Here is an 18,959-nt window from a genome sequence, read left to right as displayed (position 1 = left end):
GTAAGTTGTGATGCAGTTCCAGCAGCCGCAGTTTTAACAGCAACTGACAACTGTGATGCTTCAGTAGCAGTAAATTATTCAGAAGGAATTACTAGAGAAGAAGGAGCATGTGCTTCAGCATATACAATTACTAGAGTTTGGATGGTGGAAGATTGTGCAGGAAATGAGACTTCTCATACACAAGTAATAACTGTAGAAGACAATGAAGCCCCAGAATTAGTTTCTACTTTAGAAGATATTATAGTTGAATGTGATAATGTTCCAGAGGTTCCTACTTTAGAATTTACGGATAATTGTTCAGCAAACGTAACACAAACAAACTTTGAAGAAACAAGCACATTTGATGGAAGCGATAGTGACTATACAATAACTAGAACATGGACAGTTACAGATGACTGTGGGAATGTAGCAGACTTTACACAATATATTACAGTAACAGTTAATACATCGGTAACAGAAATAGCCGATTCTAAATGTATAGACGATGGTGAAATCAATTTAAATGATTATGTAGCTAACCCAAGTGAAGAAGGTAGTTGGGAAGTTACACAAGGAAATGTAGTATTATCAGACGATGCAAGTTTCGATCCATCAGGTTTAAGTTTAGGAGATTATGTATTTACCTATACAGCACCAAATAATGGATGTTTAACGTCAACAAAAGTTACGATTAATATAAATGATGACTGTATTGTATTACCATGTGGACAAGAAGATGTGGTAATATCAAAAGCAGTAACCCCTAATGGAGATTCATGGAATGAATTCTTTGAAATAACAGGAGTAGAATCTTGTGGATTTATAGTAAATGTGAAAATATTTAACCGTTGGGGAGCACAAGTCTTTGAGTCTAACAATTATGCCAATAATTGGAATGGAGTTTCTGATGGAACTACGTTTGGAGGGGCTAAAAGATTACCAGCAGGTACATATTACTACATTGTAATATTAGAAAATAGTGGTTTAAAACCATTTACAGGAGCAATTTATTTAGGAACCAAATAATATTATTAGCTATGAACCATAATTACAGAATATTACAAGCAATTGTTGTGTTACTATTTGCAGGTATTTTTACCGCACAATCACAACAGTTACCGCAATTTACTCAATACATGTACAACACAATTTCCATAAACCCCGCTTATGCAGGTAGTAGAGAAGTGTTAAGTATTGTTGGGTTGCATAGAAGTCAGTGGGCAGGATTAGATAGAGCACCAGAAACACAAACCTTATCTGTTCACTCACCTCTAAGGAATGATAAAATCGGTCTAGGCTTATCGTTTATTAACGATAAGCTTGGATACGAAAAGTTTACCTATTTGTACGGAGATTTTTCTTACACTATTAAACTAAATAGTACCGTAAAATTAGCCTTTGGTCTTAAAGCAGGTTTTACTCAATATAATATTGATGATGCTTTAATAGCTGCTGAACCATCTGATCCAGGTATCTCAGGAATTCAAAATAGGTGGGAACCTAATATAGGTAGTGGGGTACTGATGCACACCAACAAATGGTATGTTGGATTATCAGCTCCGAGATTATTAAATATTGACCATAATGACTTAGAAGTTAATGGAGTGAATTATGGAGTAGTAGATAAGGTGAGTTATTACTTAACAGGAGGTTATGTGTTTGATTTAAGCGATAATGTAAAATTTAAACCAGCAACTTTAATTAAAGCAACAAACGGAGCGCCTTTATCGTATGATATTACAGCAAACTTTTTGTTTAATGAAAAGCTTTGGTTGGGTGGATCTTATAGAATTAATGAGTATACAGGAGCATTAGGAGCTTTGGTAGATTTCCAAGTCTCTCGTCAGTTTCGAATAGGGTATGCTTACGAGCATCCATTATCAGATATTAACCAATATTCAAATGGTACTCACGAAGTATTATTGATGTTTGAGTTACATCCTAAAGCTTATAGAACAAAATCACCTAGATACTTTTAAAAAGCACAATTATGAAAACAAAAATTACATTAATATTACTTTTTTTATCATGTTTTGCTTTTTCTCAAAGAAAAGTAGCTGATAAATTCTATAAAGAATACTCTTACATAAAGGCTGCTGAATTCTATAAAAAAGCGATTGATGCAGGTGATGATGGAGTAGATATGATAACGAAGTTGGCAGATTGTTATTATAATAATTCGAACTCTAAACAAGCAGCTTATTGGTATGGGGTTGCTTCCAATAGAAATGAAGGTTTAAGTGATGAAGCAATATATAAGTATGTACAATCACTTAGAAGCATTGGTGAATATGAAAAAGCAGATAAATGGCTACAAAAAATACCTGATGCAGTTTCAAAAATTGGAAATGTTGATTATGATAAGCTAAAAACACTTAATAAAGATTCTGTAGAAATAGCAAATTTAGACATCAATACTAAAAACTCAGATTTTGGTTCTTATGTACAAGGTGAAAAGCTGTATTTTGCTTCTACAAGAAATGATAAAGGTGAAATTTATGAATGGAATAATCAGCCATATTTAGATATATATCAAGCTAAAATTATTACAAAAGATAATAATAAGGTTGATTTAGAAGATATCATACCAATTGTTTCTTCAAAAATTAATACTGGCTTCCATGAATCAAATGTTACTATTACTAAAGACGGAAAAACATTGTATTTTACTAGGAACAACCTAGATGAAAAAGATAAGCTAGAGTACGATAAAAAAGGTACATCAAACTTAAAAATTTTCAAAGCAACTTTAGTTAATGGTCAATGGGATAATATTGAAGAATTACCTTTTAATGACAAAGTATATTCTAGTGGGCACCCAGCATTAAGTCCAGATGAAAAAACATTATATTTTACTTCAGATAGACCAGGAGGTTTTGGAGCAACCGATATATATAAAGTTGCAATTTTGCCTAATGGAGGTTATGGAAAGGTTACGAATTTAGGAGATAAAATAAATACTATAGGTAGAGAAATGTTTCCGTTTATAGCAAAAGATTACACATTGTATTTTTCTTCAGATGGCTATCAGAATTTAGGATTGTTGGATATTTATAAATCAGATTTGCTAAAAAATAATTCTTCTGAAGTAGTAAATATAGGAGCTCCGTTTAATAGTGGTTATGATGATTTTGCCTTTTTTTATAATGAAGATGGAAAAACAGGATATTTTTCTTCCAATAGACCAGATGGTAAAGGAGAAGATGACATTTATGGATTTCAAACTTTTAAATGTAAACAATTTATAAAAGGAAGAACATTTGATAAAAGAACAAAAGAACTCTTACCTAACACTTTAGTAGAATTAATAGATACTGATGGTAAGGTAGTTAAAAGGTTTGTTACTCAAGAAGATGCTTCTTATATTTTTGAAGTAGAGTGTGAGAAAAAATTCACATTAAGAGGTACAAAACTAGATTATAAAGATGATTTTATAGAAAATGTTGAAACGACCGATATAAGAGGAGTAGAAATAGAACGTGATTTATATTTAACACCGTTAATTATTGGAAACGAGATTGTAATTGATCCCATCTTCTTTGATTTTGATAAATGGAATATCAGACCAGATGCTGCTTATGAGTTGGAACACATAGTAAGAGTGTTAAAAAATAATCCGAAAATGATTATTAAGATAGAAGCCCATACAGATAGTAGAGGAAGTGATCGATACAATGAAATTTTATCTGATAAAAGAGCAAAATCTACTAGAGATTATATTTATTCACGTGACATAGCTAAACACAGAATTCAAAGCGCTATTGGTTATGGTGAAAAGCAATTGATAAATAAATGTTCTAACGGTGTTAAATGTACCGAAGAAGAACATCAAGAAAATAGACGATCAAAGTTTATAATCATTAATGATTATAAAAGTGAAAATAAGTAATTAGTCTCCCGTAGAGTAGTTTTCTTTTGCCCTGATTCAATCTCGCACATTGAATTGGGGTTTTTTTTATTTTTTTTCACTATTATCTTAATGATTATAAAAGTGAAAATAAGTAATTAGTCTTCCGTATAGTAGTTTTCTTTTGCTCTGATTCAATCTCGCACATTGAATTGAGGTTTTATTTTCTTCACTATTGTTTTACAAAGATGTTGGTAAAATACCATTTACCATCAACACTTTTTTCAGCAGTAATGTCAAAATGAGTAAAGTCACCTTCAATATTTTTCTTGTGACCATCACTTTTAACCCATGCATTAACAACAGATTCAGCTGTTGAATAACCGTAAGCTACATTTTCAGCAACACTTACAGCGCTAGCATTTTGCGTTAAGTACTCTTTGCGTTGGTAAAAAAAGTCATGTGAAACCTCATTCTTTTCAATCATATAGTTGGTATGATTGTTAGTTTGTGATTTAATAACTTCTAATTTACTTAATGAAGAAAAACCATTATTAACTCTATAGTTATTAATAAGGGTCAAAATGTCCGATTCTATTGATTTTTCACTTACTGTAATTGACATTTCTGGGTTGTTGTCAACTATTTCAGTTTCATTAGACGAACAAGACGTCAATATTAGTGCACAACAAAGCACTAATAACTTGAGGGGGTAGTTATTCATGATTAGGGGGTTAAGGGGTTAATCAAAAACTAGCCAAATTTATGTTAAAAAACCAATTAAAAGCAAATTTTAGGTGCTTTAAGTAAGTAAAAAGGGTGTTTTTCCTGTGTTATATGGCTTGCTTGATAAAGTCTTCATACTCATAAAAAAATAGTTCAAACTGTGTCATAGTTTCAACATAAAATTCATAGCAATCTCGCCAAGTATCTTTATTATGGATGCTAAATTTTTTATCAAAAGGAACGTAAATTCTTCGGATAATTTTATGATTGTCTAACTCAAAATTATCATCGTAGATTACTTCTGGTAAATACTCACTTTCTAGTATTTTTTTTAAAGAAAGTAATTGATCATAAAGTAGTTCATTAGCAACATCTTCAGGGTGTTCAAAATCTAAACATACTGAAGCTTTTTTTCTGTCAGCTTGAAATTTAAAAGCAAACCCTTTTATTTTAGTATTATACAACAACCATTTTCTTGGAAAAGATTTTCCAAAGCTTGTCCAAAATTCTTTACGTAACCGGGCAGATTCTTCTTTACTAAACACTTACTTAAGATATTTATTTAAAATTGTTTGCAGTTTATTTATTATCCGTGAACTCTTGCTTCTTTTCCTCTTTCGCACATCATTTTAGCTTCAAAAGCTAATAAACTGTTCCATTTTTCGTCAACAAGCTCACGATCCATATATTGACGGGCATATCCTAAAAATAAGGTGTAGTGATTTGCTTCTGAAACCATCAAATCTAAATAAAACTTAGAAAGCTCTTCATCTTCCATATTATCTGCAAAAACCTTAAAACGTTCACAGCTACGAGCTTCAATTAATGCAGCAACTAACAAGCGTTGTATTAGGGCTTCAGTTCTGTCTTTAGTATGTGGAAAAAATTTTTGTAATCGTTGAGCGTAATCATTTTTACTAGCTTGCCCTAAAACCATTCCTCGTTCAACCATTAAATTGTGTACCATTCTAAAATGTTCCATTTCTTCAATGGCAATATCACTCATATCTTTAACAAGTTCAGTTTCCTCTGAATAGTTGATGATAATTGACACAGCATTAGAAGCAGCTTTTTGTTCAGCAAAAGCATGATCGGTTAATAATTGTTCTAATCCGTTTTTAGCAACTTCAACCCATGAAGTTTTTGTGTCAAATTGTAGTCCAAGCATAATGTTTTATTGAGACTGTAAAAATAAAAAATATAAAAACGAATTGTGTAATAAATAGCTTAAAAAATAGCTAGTTTTGTTATTAAAAAATTCTCTTAGAAAATTGCTGATAAATACCGATTCTAATTACGGATACTAAACAAATTGCTACAAATTCTAAATAGATCATCTTTTAAAAAGATTTTTCAGTAGTTTTATAAAGAATAGAGAAAGTTAAAACTTCAAAAAAAATGAAATTACAGCTACTAAAAAAAATGAGAAAAACTTTAGGTTCTCTAGCATTAATCTTCTTAGTGCTTATTGCTAATTCGTGTAAAAAATCAGTTACTACAGAAAGTAATGTTAATGAATTTAGTGAGTATATTAGTGTGTTTCCTGATAAATTAATATCGGTAACACCAAATTTAAAATTTGTATTAAAAAGGAAAGCCGCTACAAATTTTGATGCGAATGAAGTTATAACAGTTTCACCAGAGGTTAAAGGTGAGGTTGCTGTAAACGAAAACGAAATTACTTTTATACCGGCAGAAAAGCTAAAAAGTAATCAAGAGTATTTGGTAACACTTCACTTATCAAAGTTATATGAAGATATTGATGATGAGTTGAAAGACTTTACCGTTAAGTTAAAAACCAAAGAACTACTTTTTAATGTTTCTTTACAATCGCCAACTGTATATACTAAAGATTTGTATGCTGTAGAAGGTGAAATTATAGCTAGTGATGTTGTAGAAACAGCTAAATTAACTGATTTAGTAAAAGCAACTTATAACGGTAAGTCAAAGAGAATAAAATTTAGTGAAGTAGGTGAACTTAGTTCAAAAATATATTTTAAAGTTGATAGTATTCAACGTTATGATGACGATAAATCATTATCAGTAACTTGGAATGGGAGTTCTATTCAATCAGAGTCGAAAGGTAAAAGAGAACTTACTATTATAGGAAAAAATAACTTTAAAGTGTTAGATATTGATGTTGTAGATACAGATAAGCAACATATAGAAATAAGTTTTTCAGATCCGTTACAAAAGTCTCAAAATTTAAAAGGTCTTATTCAGTTTTTAAATACTCAAAAAAGAGAGTTTACATACAAGGTAAATAACAACAAAGTTACTTTATATCCAAAAGCATCTTATACAGAAAAGATAGATATTGAGGTTTTTAAAGGAATTAAAAGTGCAGATGGATACACTTTAAAAGAAAATATTATTAAAACAGTATATTTTGAAGAGTTGAAACCTGCTGTTAGCTTTATTAAAAGTGGATCAATATTACCAAACTCTAGTAATTTAAAAATCAATTTTAAAGCGGTTAACTTAAAGGCAGTTGATGCAACTATTTACAAAATATATAAAGACAATGTATTACAGTTTTTACAATACAATAATTTAAGCAATCAGGGTAATTTACGTTATGTAGGTCGTCCAATTGCAAAATATACTGTAAATCTTGGTAATCAAGGAGTCGATTTAAGTAAGGAAAATGCTTTTGCTATCGATTTAGCTGAAATTGTAACTGTTGAAGATGGAGCAATGTATAGAGTAGAATTTTCGTTCAATAAAGATTATTCTACTTATTTATGTGCTGAAGGAACAGAAACAAAAACAATTGTTTTTGGGAAAAAAGATATAAATACAAAAAGTTATGATAATCCTCATTATTATGAAGATTATTACGACGATTATAGCTGGAGAGATAGAGATAATCCATGTACTAACTCTTATTATTACAATAAACAAATTAGCACTAATATTTTAGCAACAAATATTGGTGTAATTGTAAAGAAAGGAAATAATAATAAAACGTTGGTTGCAGTAACTGATATACTTACTACAAATGCAATTGAAGCTGCAAATGTGACTTTGTATAGTTTACAAATGCAACCAATAGAATCAGCTTCTACAAATAAAGATGGAGTTACTACTTTCAATAATGTTTCTAACGCGTTTTTTGCTGTAGTAACTAAAAATAAAAACACAACATACATTAAATTAAATGATGGTGAAGCATTGTCGATGAGTAAGTTTGATGTATCAGGAGTTAAATTACAAGAGGGAATTAAAGGCTACATTTACGGAGAGCGCGGAGTTTGGAGACCTGGAGATCAGTTATTTTTAACTTTTGTTTTGAATGATAATGCAAATCCAATTCCAAATGACCACCCAATAAAGTTTGAGTTAATTAATCCGCAAGGAAAAATTATTGATAGAAGCGTACTTCCGAAGAAATCAAACAACGTGTATGCATATACACCTACAACAAATCCCGAAGCAATTACAGGAAATTGGAAATTACGTGTAAGTGTAGGTGGAGCAGTTTTTAATAAAGATTTGAAAATTGAAACTATAAAACCTAACCGATTAAAAATTAAACTTAACACCACAGAAGAGTTTATCAAAGCTAATTCTGAAATTACAGGAAATGTAGAAGTTAAGTGGTTGCATGGTGCTATTGCAAGAGGTTTAAAGTTAGATATCAACGGAAAATTCTCACAAACTAACACAGAGTTCCCAAAATTTAAAAATTACAGTTTTGATGATGTTACTCGCCGTTTCGGAACTGAAGAATTTAAGGTTTTAAAGGGCAGTTTAAGTAATGAAGGAACGATAAGTTTTTCTGTAAAACCTAAGCTTGATAATAAAGCTCCAGGAATGTTAAAAGCGAGTTTCGTAACTAAAGTTTATGAGAACGGAGGAGATTTTAGTACCGATGTATTTTCTAATAAAGTATCTCCATATGTTTCATATGCGGGATTACAAGATGCTGAAGAACCTCAATCTAAAAATTACTTATTTACTGATGAAGAATATACATTTAATGTTGCTTCAGTAAATGAAGATGGGGTAGGAGTAACAAATAATTTAGAAGTAAACGTATATAAATTATCATGGCGTTGGTGGTGGAATACCTCTGATAATGGTTTGTCTAGTTATGACGGAACACGTTATCACGAACCTTATAAAAAATTAAAAGTAGGTACGAATGCAGGAGGTAAAGGAACTTTCAAATTAAAAGTTGATGAAAATGATTGGGGACGCTACTTAATTAAAGTAACCGATTTAAAAAGTAAGCACGTAACTTCTAATGTAGTGTATTTTGATTGGCCTTCTTGGTATGCAAAGAAAAAAGGAAATCAAGATAAAAGTAATGCTACCATGTTGGTATTTACTACCGATAAAGAATCGTATGAAGTAAACGAAACAGCAACGGTTAAATTTCCATCTTCTGAAGGAGGAAAAGCTTTCATTACTATTGAAAATGGAACTGAGGTGTTAGATCACTTTTGGGTACCAACTCAAGCACAACAAACATCGTTTAGTTTTCCAGTAAAAGCGAGTTATACACCTAATGTTTTTGTAAATATTTCTTTATTACAAAAACATAGTCAAACGGTAAATGATTTACCGATTCGTATGTATGGCTCTATTCCTATGTTGGTAAATAATCCTGACACTAAACTAGTACCTAAAATTCAATTAGCAGACGAGTTACGACCAGAGTCTACAGCTACCATTCGTGTTAAAGAAGAAAAAGGAAGACCAATGACCTATACGATTGCACTAGTAGATGAAGGTTTGTTAGATTTAACTCGTTTTAAAACTCCGAATCCTTGGGGAGTATTCTACGCACGTCAATCGTTAGGAGTAAGAACATGGGATATTTTTGACGATGTTATTGGAGCTTATGGTGGAAAAGTAAGTCAAATATTAAGTATTGGAGGAGATGAATCGGAAGCAGGAAGTAAAAACAGAAAAGCCAACCGATTTAAACCAATGGTTACTTATTTAGGTCCATTCGATTTAGAAATGGGAGATATTAAGGAACATAAGATTAAAATTCCTAAATATGTAGGATCTGTTCGTGCAATGGTAGTGGCTACTGATACAAAAAAAGATGCGTATGGTAGCGATGAAAAAACAGCTTTTGTCCGTAAACCAGTTATGATTTTAGCTTCACTACCTCGTAAAATAACGCCACAAGAAACTGTTACCTTACCAGTTACTGTTTTTGCAATGAAACCAAATATCAAAAATGTAAAAGTTACAGTACAACCAAACGAGGCATACACAATTGTAGGAGATAAAACAAAGACAGTTTCATTTAATCAGCCAGATGAAAAAATGGCCTACTTTACTTTAAAAGTAAATGATTTTAAAGGAATAGGTAAAGTAAAAATAGATGCAAGTTCAGGAAGAGAAAAAGCATCTTACGAAGTAGAAATAGATGTGTTAAATCCAAATCCTGTAACTACTGAGGTAAAAGACATAGTATTAAAATCGAATGAAGAAGGGGAAATCAACTTTACAAGTTTTGGTACAAAAGGAACTAACGCGGCTACAATCGAATTATCGACATTGCCTCCAATGAACTTTACCAAACGTTTGGGGTATTTAATTCGTTATCCACATGGTTGTGTAGAGCAAACCACATCAAGTGCATTTCCACAATTGTTTTTACCAGAAATATTTGAATTACCGAAAGAAAAAATAGCTTCTACGGAAAGAAATATTAAAGCAACAATTCAACGATTATCAGATTTTCAATTGTCTAATGGAGGACTTTCATATTGGCAAGGAAATAGTACCGCAGATAGCTGGGGAACATCGTATGCAGGTCATTTTATGATAGAAGCTGAAAAGAAAGGATATGTATTGCCTATAGGTTTCAAATCAAAATGGGTAGGATATCAAAAACAACAAGCACGTAATTGGAGAAATAGCTCACGTTATTACAATAACTCACTTTCACAAGCATATAGATTATACACGTTAAGCTTAGCAAATAGTCCTGATTTAGCTTCAATGAACCGTTTACGTGAATCAATGGGAGTTTCAGATGAAGCAAAAATGAGATTAGCTAGTGCGTATGCTTTAATAGGTAAAAAATCTATTGCTAAATCTATTTTAAAAGAAATAACAGGTTATACGTATACAAAGCGATATTATTCAAATTATGGGTCTGAAACGAGAAATAAAGCAATGTCGTTAGAAACCTATATGTTGTTAGACGACGAAACTAAATCAATAAAATTAGCAAAAGAAATTGCCGAAAACCTATCGAGTGAGCGTTGGATGAGTACACAAACTACAGCTTATAGTTTATTAGCAATGAGCCAATATGCTTTAAGAAATGGAGGTAGTAATGGAATTAGTGCTAGCTATATTTTAAATAAGGCTTCAGGAGAAGCAAGTACTTCAAAATCGTTGTTAGCAAAAGATTTAATAGCTATTCAAAAAGAGAACTCATTAAAAATAACAAACAAAAATAACGGAGTTTTATACGTACGTATACTAAACAAAGGAATTTTACCAGTAGGTGAAGAAAAAGTATTCCAAAAGAATTTAGAAACAGCTATTACATATAAAACAAAAGATGGAGCTCGTATTACTCCAGATAACTTGTCACAAGGAACCAACTTTGTAGCTGAAGTTACAGTAAAGAATCCAACGAGTGAAACGATTGACAATGTAGCATTAACACAATATATTCCTTCAGGATGGGAAATTGTAAATACTCGTTTTACTGATTTTGGTAACAATACAATGTCTTCAAAAGTAGATTATACAGATATAAGAGATGCAAGTATTAGTAACTATTTTACATTAAAAAAATACGAGACAAAAACATTCCGAGTATTGTTAAATGCGTCGTATTTAGGTGAGTATTATTTGCCAGGAGTACAAGTAGAAGCGATGTATGATAACGATTACATTGCACGTACGAAAGGTGAATGGATTAAAGTGGTGAAGTAGTTTATAAATAATTAAAAGGGATAAATAAAGCTTACTGATTTCAGTAAGCTTTATTTATTTCTAAAATACTTAATCTTTCCTTGTGTAAGACTACCTATCTTTGCCCATCAATATAAAATTCATAGATATAAAAAGATTATGGTAAATACAGTTAAGACACAAGAAGATATTTTAGCAAAGCTAAATATCTATGAATTAAATGAAATGCAACAAAAAGCCATTTCAACTATTGATAAAACAACCAATACAGTAATATTATCACCTACAGGAACAGGTAAAACATTAGGATTTTTATTACCAACATTAAAGTTAATAGATCCTAATAATAAAGAGGTTCAAGTTTTAATTTTAGTACCCTCAAGAGAATTGGCTATTCAAATAGAACAAGTGATACGTGAAATGGGCACTGGTTTAAAAGTAAATGCTGTATATGGTGGACGTTCAATGGCAAAAGATAAAATTGATTTAAAACATACACCAAGTATATTAATAGGCACACCTGGTAGAATCTCTGATCATTTTGCGAACGATCGTTTTTCTAAAGAAAGTATTAAAACCTTAATTTTAGATGAGTTTGATAAATCGCTAGAAGTTGGCTTTGAGTATGAAATGCGTGGAATTATTAATCAATTACCTAACATTAACAAACGTATTTTAACATCAGCAACTCAAGAAGCTGAAATTCCAGATTTTGTACGTTTAAATAATCCTACTGTATTAAACTATTTAACAGATAAGAAGCCAAAGAAATTAACTTTAAAAACGGTTGTTTCTCCATCAAAAAATAAAAATCAAACCTTAGTTGAGTTATTACATCACATAGGAAACCAACAAGGAATTATTTTTTGTAATTTAAAAGATAGTATTGCTAACGTAAGCGAGTTTTTAACGAAGAACAAAATAGCACATAGTTGTTTTTCTGGTGGAATGGAGCAAAGAGATCGCGAACGTTCTTTAATAAAGTTTAGAAACGGAACAAGTCAAGTACTATTAGCTACTGATTTGGCTGCAAGAGGAATTGATATTCCAGAAATGAAATACATTATTCATTATGAGTTACCACAAAGAATAGAAGAGTTTACGCATAGAAACGGGCGAACAGCAAGAGTAAATGCCAAAGGAACTGCTTATGTTTTAAAGTGGCAAAAAGAAAGCTTACCTGAATTTCTTAAAAACATACCCAATGCGGATATTTCTCAGAAACAAAAGTTAAAGCCTGCTTATTGGGAGACTTTATTTATTTCAGGAGGAAGAAAAGACAAAATATCTAAAGGAGATATTGCAGGTTTATTCTTTAAAAAAGGAAATCTGACAAAAGAACAGTTAGGAGTTATTGAACTAAAACAAGATTGCGCTTTTATTTCGGTTCCTGTTACTGAGTCAAAAAGATTATTAGAAGATTTAAACAATACACGTTTAAAAAACAAAAAAGTTCGTATTAGTGTTGTGTAAAGTAAATAAAAATAAACTATAAGTTATTACTGTTTGTTAGGGGAAAGTAATGTTATTTTTCACTATCTAAAATATCCTTAACAGCCGCTTGATACTTCTTAGGATTTGTCGCTTTTTTAATTTTTTTATAAGTTTTACGAGGATCAGAAAACGATTGAGAAAAATACTCCCAAAAACCTAGCATTTTCATTTTTATAGGCGTTGGTCCAGATAAGGCAGCATCATATTGCTGGTATATTTCATCATGAAACTCTCCAAATATTTTCCATCTGTCTTTTGGATATTCAGTAGTGTTATCTTTAATCATTTGTGGTAAAAACGGATCTGCAATTAAACCACGTCCAATCATAAAATGTGTAATACTAGGAAAACGCTCTTTCATGGCTTTAAAACCTGCTACTGTAGTAATATCACCATTATAATATAATTGATGTTTGGCAACATCTATACATTTTTGAAAAGCATCTAAATCAACACCTCCTTTGTACAATTGTTTTCCAATTCTTGCATGAATAGCTACGTTTTTTAACGGATACTTATCTAAAATAGGAAAAGTGTGCAATATTTCTTCACTGTTTTCATAACCCATTCTCATTTTCATTGATACTAGAATGTCGGTTTCGTTATGAGCGCGATGTAGTATTTCATCTATACGAGTAGGATTACAAATTAAACCAGAACCCATACCTGATTTTGTAACCATAGGGTAGGGACATCCTAAATTCCAATTCAACTCTTTATATCCTAAACTTTGTACATATTTGGCAACAAATAAAAACTCTTCAACATTATTGGTTATAACTTGCGGAATAACCGTTAAAGTTGTGTTATTTTCAGGGAGTAAATCACGTTCATAACTCGATTTTATTTTAAACTTCCCATTTAATCGAATGTAAGGAGCATAAAAAGTATCAATACCACCAAAATATTTTTGTTGGGCATTCCTAAAACGAAAATCGGTAAACCCTTGTAAAGGTGAAGAAAGTAAGTTAAAACTCATAGTATAATTTGAGTTGCAAATATAACAGACTTATCGACTAAATGTTTGCTGTAAACTTTATACTTTTGAGATATATAAGTTGTCTTTGAAAATTGTTTTGTTGATGACAATTGTGTTTCTTAAAAAATATAGAGAATCATTACTATACAGTGGTGATTTTTTATTAACATAATATTAAGAGTATTAAGAGGTAGGGGATAGTATCAAAAAAAGTATCTTTGTTAGCAAGTGAGAACAACAGCTATCATATTATCTATTGTAATGCTTTTTCAAAGTTTAAATATTACATGTACTAATATTTTAAACTTAGATAAGTTAATAGAGCATGCACAGTTTCATAAAGAAACCTATAGTGATAGTTTTATTACTTTCTTATCAAAACACTATGGAGAATTAAAAGTAGCTCATTCAGAAAAACATCAAGAGGAAAAAGAAGAACATGAAAAGCTTCCGTTTCAATTTGAGTATCACGTAGTAGATTTCCATAAAGTAACATTTGAAGATATAGAAGTCCCTTTGCCTTCTATATTGGCTTTTGTAGAAAGAAAGCAACTTTTTTATTACCAAAATTTTTATAACTCACCAGACGCATTAGGGGTGTTTCAACCGCCTAGGTACATATAATTCACATACAGTTAGTAATTAAAATTATCGATTTACTTCTTGATAAATCGATATAAAATATGTAATTATTTAAATGATGAATTATGTTATCAAAAATTATAGAATTCACTATAAAGAATAAGTTTATAGTCCTATTATTTACAAGTTTTATTGTAGGCTTTGGAATTTATTCGTTATCACAACTCCCAATCGGGGCTGTACCTGATGTAACCAATAACCAGGTACAAGTAATCACAACATCACGAAATCTTTCAACACAAGATATAGAACAATTTATAACTTATCCTGTAGAGCTAGAAATGGCAAATCTACCAGGGGTAAAAGAGATTAGATCCATCTCTAAATTTGGCTTATCGGTAGTAACCATTGTTTTTGAAGAATCTATGGGAACTTATTTGCCGAGGCAATTAATAGCCGAAAAAATTAAAGCTGCTTCAGAAAAAATACCAGAAGGATTTGGAAGCCCAGAAATGGGACCTATTACTACTGGACTTGGAGAAATATACCAATACATATTAGATGTAAAGCCAGAGTTTAAAGATCGCTATAGTACAACAAATTTACGAACTATTCAAGACTGGGTAGTAAAAAGGCAATTGTCAGGTATACCTGGAGTTGTAGAGGTTAATACTTGGGGAGGTCATTTAAAGCAGTATGAAGTAGCCATTAATACCCAAAAGCTGAATGCAATGAATATTTCTGCTAAAGAAGTATTTACAGCGTTGGAAAATAATAATAGCGTTGCAGGAGGAGGATACATAGAAAAAGTAAATCAGTCTTACTTTATACGTGGAGAAGGATTAGCTAAAACGCTTGAAGACATAAAAAGTATTGTTGTAACAAATAAAGAGGGAATGCCTATTTATGTTAAAGATGTTGCAACAGTAGGTTATGGTAGCGCTACACGATTCGGAGCCATAACCGCAAATGGAGAAGGAGAAAAAGTGTTAGGGCAAGTAATGATGTTGAAAGACGCTAGCTCAAAAGATGTAATTGAAGCCGTAAAAGAAAGAGTAGCAAGCATTGAAAAATCATTACCTGAAGGAGTATTCATTAATGCATTTTTAGAACGAAGTGAACTTATAGGAAAAACCACATTTACAATTACCGAAAACCTAGTACTAGGATGTTTAATTGTAATTTTTGTGGTAGTTCTTTTATTAGGAAACATTCGCTCAGGATTGGTAGTAGCATCTGTAATTCCTTTATGTCTCTTATTTGCTCTATCGTTAATGTACATTTTTGGGATTGATGCAAACTTGATGAGCTTAGGAGCGATAGACTTCGGAATTATAATAGATGGAGCTGTAATTATTGTTGAATACATTACTTTTAAAATCACCCAGCAAAAAGACACCTTCGTTACATTAAACAAAAAAGATCAACAACAAGTTAAAGACTCAGTTAGTAATGAAGGAGCTTCAAAAATGATGAGTTCAGCAGTATTTGGACAATTAATAATTCTCATTGTTTTTATACCAATTTTATCCTTAAGTGGTGTTGAAGGAAAAATGTTTAAGCCTATGGCTTTGGTATTCAGTTTTGCATTGATAGGGGCTATTTTACTATGTTTAACTTATGTTCCTGTGATGGCATCTATATTTTTAAAACCTTCAAACATTACAGATAAAAATATTTCAGTAAGGCTTATTAAAAAACTGAACGAATGGTATGCACCAGTAATCAATTGGGCATTACATCGTAAAAAGGTAGTATTAGGAATCGCATCATCTATGTTATTACTCACTGTTATTATTTATACAAGAATGGGGGGTGAGTTTGTTCCTACATTAGATGAAGGAGATTTTGTAATTCAACCTGTTTTAAAAACTGGAACAACGCTAAGTAATACGATTGAAACTACTACAAAAATTGAGAAGATTTTAAAAGATAACTTTCCTGAAGTGAAACAAGTAGTATCTCGTATCGGTGCAGCAGAAGTACCGACAGATCCTATGAGTATGGAAGAAAGTGATGTAATGATTACATTACGACCTAAAGGTGAATGGACTTCTGCTCAAAGTAAAGATGAGCTGGCAGATAAGTTTAAAGAAGCGCTAGCGGTAATTCCAGGAATGGAAGTAGAGTTTACACAACCAATTGAAATGCGCTTCAATGAGTTGATTACTGGAGTTAGAGCCGATATTGCAATCAAGATTTTTGGAGAAGACCTATCAGTTTTAGCTCAAAAAGGAAATGAAATTAAAAAGCTAGTAGAAAATGTAGAGGGAGCTTCTGATATTATTGTTGAAAAAATTGAAGGTTTACCTCAAATGAATGTTGCTTACGACAGAGCTAAAATTGCCAGATACGGTCTTAACATAAAAGAAGTTAATGAAATGGTATCTATGGCATTTGCAGGAAAAACAGCAGGAAATGTTTTTGAAGGAGAAAAACGCTTCGATTTGGTTGTGAGGTTAGATAAAACTAACCGTACAGATATTAGCGATTTAAAAGAGTTATATATAGATTTACCTAATGGAGGAAAAGTACCGTTAGATGAATTAGCAACTATTACGTATCAAAAAGGAGCAGCAAAAATTTCAAGAGACGATACTAAACGTAGATTAGTAGTAGGAATCAATGTTCGTAACAGAGACTTACAATCTGTAGTAGATGATGTTCAACAATTGATAAATAAAAATGTAAAGCTACCTACTGGGTATACAATTACGTATGGCGGACAGTTTGAGAACTTACAAAGTGCTTCTAAACGCTTAATGATAGCTGTTCCTGTAGCGTTAATATTAATATTCATCATGTTATATTTTGCTTTTAAGTCAGTAAAAGAAGCATTGATTATTTATTCAGCAATACCATTTGCAGCTATTGGTGGGGTATTATTGTTATGGATACGCGATTTACCTTTTAGTATATCAGCTGGTGTTGGTTTTATTGCGCTTTTTGGAATAGCAGTACTCAACGGAATTGTATTGATAGAGCATTTTAAAGAATTAAGAAATAAAGAATTCTCTTCTATTGAAGAATTGGTAAAACAAGGAGCAGCAGATAGGTTAAGAGCTGTACTACTAACAGCATCGGCAGCAGCATTAGGTTTTTTACCTATGGCGATATCAACTAATGCAGGAGCAGAGGTACAACGTCCTTTAGCAACAGTAGTTATAGGAGGTTTAGTAACTTCTACAATTTTAACATTGGTAGTGTTGCCTGTATTGTACACAATTTTTGATAACCCAAAGAAATTAAAAATTAATAAAAAGGTAGCGAGTTTAGGTGTTGTACTTTTTATGGGATTGTGTACTGTTCAAGCACAACAAACTCCTAAAGAATTACAAAATTTAATAGATTTAGCTGTAGAAAATAATAAAGGCTTGCAAGCTCAACAATTAAAAGTAGAAAAAGCTAAAGCAGCTATTACTTCAGCTTATACTTTTGATAAAACAGAAGTTTATTATAGTCGAGATGAAAACAATACAGTAGCAGATCATCCTTTAGACATTTTCGGTATTCAACAAACATTCGCTTTTCCAACAGTTTATGGAGCTAATAAGAAAGTACAAAGATCAGCATATAGCTTAGAAAGTAATCGATACGAAACAGCTAAAAAGAAGCTGATAAAATCAGTTGTAAACGCTTATTACACCTATCAATACACGAAAGCGCAAGAGAATATTTATAGGAGTTTAGATAGTCTCTATAATAAGTTTTCGTATGCAGCGAAACGACGATTTGAGTTGGGAGAAACTAATTATTTAGAAAAAATAACAGCAAAAGCAAAACAGAAGCAAGTAAAAAATGATTATCGAAACACAATAGTTGCTTCCCGCATAGCTTATCAAAAAATTAAAGCGCTAGTTCAGGTGAAAGATAGTTTGGTGGTAGAAAAAGAAACTATTATTCAACCAATGCAAGTACAAAGCATTAACCTAAATAAAATTACAGAACTTCAGGGTTATTATGAAAGAGAGCAGTTAGCAAAAAGACAATTGTCTCAACAAAAACAACAATTGTTACCAGACTTATCTTTAGAAGTCTTTAGAGGAAGTAATCAATATGTAGCTAAAGACTTTTACGGATACCAAGTAGGAATTAAAATTCCATTATTATTTAGTGGAGAATCTTCTAAAATAAAGCAATCAAAAATAGCAAAAGAAATTGCTGAAAATGAAACTTTAAATTATCAAAAACAGTTAGAAACCTACTATACAAACCTTAAAAATAAGTTACAAGAACAAACAGTATCATTAGCTTATTATCAAGAAGAAGGTATGCCTTTGGCGAATGAAATCCTGAAAACAGCAAACATGAGTTTTAAACATGGTGAAATAGATTTTTTTCAATACATACAAAGTGTTGAAAATGCATACCAACTAAAGTTAGCTTATGTAAACAGTATAGAGTCGTACAACAATATTGTGATAGATATTAACTACTTAACGTATTAAAAAAATA

11 protein-coding genes are annotated in these 18,959 nt (G+C 31.3%); 7 read left to right on the top strand and 4 right to left on the bottom strand.

What is annotated here, in order from left to right; translation table 11 throughout:
* From N534_RS14785 to N534_RS0112005, 3 genes are all read left to right on the top strand, one after another.
* On the top strand, positions 1 to 1,005 hold a 1,005-nt coding region (locus N534_RS14785; RefSeq protein WP_038006063.1), incomplete at its 5' end, for a gliding motility-associated C-terminal domain-containing protein.
* Between the two features lie 11 nt (positions 1,006 to 1,016).
* Positions 1,017 to 1,958, top strand: coding sequence for a type IX secretion system membrane protein PorP/SprF (locus tag N534_RS0112010; RefSeq protein ID WP_028892727.1), 942 nt, complete (start codon positions 1,017 to 1,019; stop codon positions 1,956 to 1,958).
* 11 nt (positions 1,959 to 1,969) lie between these two features.
* A complete protein-coding gene (locus N534_RS0112005; protein ID WP_028892726.1) occupies positions 1,970 to 3,868 on the top strand; it encodes an OmpA family protein in 1,899 nt (632 codons plus the stop codon).
* Between the two features lie 190 nt (positions 3,869 to 4,058).
* Here N534_RS0112005 and N534_RS0112000 read toward each other — a convergent pair whose 3' ends face one another.
* The 3 genes from N534_RS0112000 to N534_RS0111990 form a co-directional block, all read right to left on the bottom strand.
* Positions 4,059 to 4,550, bottom strand: coding sequence for a CAP domain-containing protein (locus tag N534_RS0112000; protein WP_038006061.1), 492 nt, complete (start codon positions 4,548 to 4,550; stop codon positions 4,059 to 4,061).
* A gap of 109 nt (positions 4,551 to 4,659) precedes the next feature.
* Positions 4,660 to 5,097 carry a DUF4268 domain-containing protein gene (locus tag N534_RS0111995; RefSeq protein ID WP_028892724.1) on the bottom strand — a complete coding sequence of 146 codons (438 nt, stop codon included), beginning with the start codon at positions 5,095 to 5,097 and terminating at the stop codon, positions 4,660 to 4,662.
* 41 nt (positions 5,098 to 5,138) lie between these two features.
* On the bottom strand, positions 5,139 to 5,720 hold the full coding sequence (locus tag N534_RS0111990) for a tRNA-(ms[2]io[6]A)-hydroxylase (protein WP_028892723.1): 582 nt from the start codon (positions 5,718 to 5,720) through the stop codon (positions 5,139 to 5,141).
* Positions 5,721 to 5,974: 254 nt separating this feature from the next.
* Here N534_RS0111990 and N534_RS0111985 point away from each other — a divergent pair, with 254 nt between their 5' ends.
* Together N534_RS0111985 and N534_RS0111980 are read left to right on the top strand one after the other, a co-directional pair.
* Positions 5,975 to 11,470: an alpha-2-macroglobulin gene (locus tag N534_RS0111985; RefSeq protein ID WP_028892722.1), complete on the top strand. Its 5,496-nt coding sequence runs from the start codon at positions 5,975 to 5,977 to the stop codon at positions 11,468 to 11,470.
* Between the two features lie 138 nt (positions 11,471 to 11,608).
* Entirely contained in the window at positions 11,609 to 12,922 is a 1,314-nt protein-coding gene (locus N534_RS0111980) for a DEAD/DEAH box helicase (RefSeq protein ID WP_028892721.1), read from the top strand.
* 52 nt (positions 12,923 to 12,974) lie between these two features.
* Here the strand turns inward: N534_RS0111980 and N534_RS0111975 are convergent, their stop codons facing one another.
* The gene (locus N534_RS0111975) at positions 12,975 to 13,922 is read right to left on the bottom strand and encodes a tRNA-dihydrouridine synthase (RefSeq protein WP_028892720.1); all 948 of its coding nucleotides are present in this window, start codon (positions 13,920 to 13,922) and stop codon (positions 12,975 to 12,977) included.
* A gap of 228 nt (positions 13,923 to 14,150) precedes the next feature.
* Between N534_RS0111975 and N534_RS0111970 the strand changes: the two genes are divergently transcribed.
* Positions 14,151 to 14,546, top strand: coding sequence for a hypothetical protein (locus N534_RS0111970; protein WP_028892719.1), 396 nt, complete (start codon positions 14,151 to 14,153; stop codon positions 14,544 to 14,546).
* An 83-nt stretch (positions 14,547 to 14,629) separates the two neighbouring features.
* Positions 14,630 to 18,952 carry a CusA/CzcA family heavy metal efflux RND transporter gene (locus N534_RS0111965; RefSeq protein ID WP_028892718.1) on the top strand — a complete coding sequence of 1,441 codons (4,323 nt, stop codon included), beginning with the start codon at positions 14,630 to 14,632 and terminating at the stop codon, positions 18,950 to 18,952.
* Positions 18,953 to 18,959 lie beyond the last annotated feature (7 nt).

Origin of the sequence: Tenacibaculum sp. 47A_GOM-205m, assembly GCF_000518405.1 — a bacterium.
GTDB lineage: Bacteria > Bacteroidota > Bacteroidia > Flavobacteriales > Flavobacteriaceae > Polaribacter > Polaribacter lutimaris.
The sequence above is the reverse complement of the archived record's forward strand: the minus strand, read 5'-3'. Positions and strand labels throughout refer to the sequence as shown.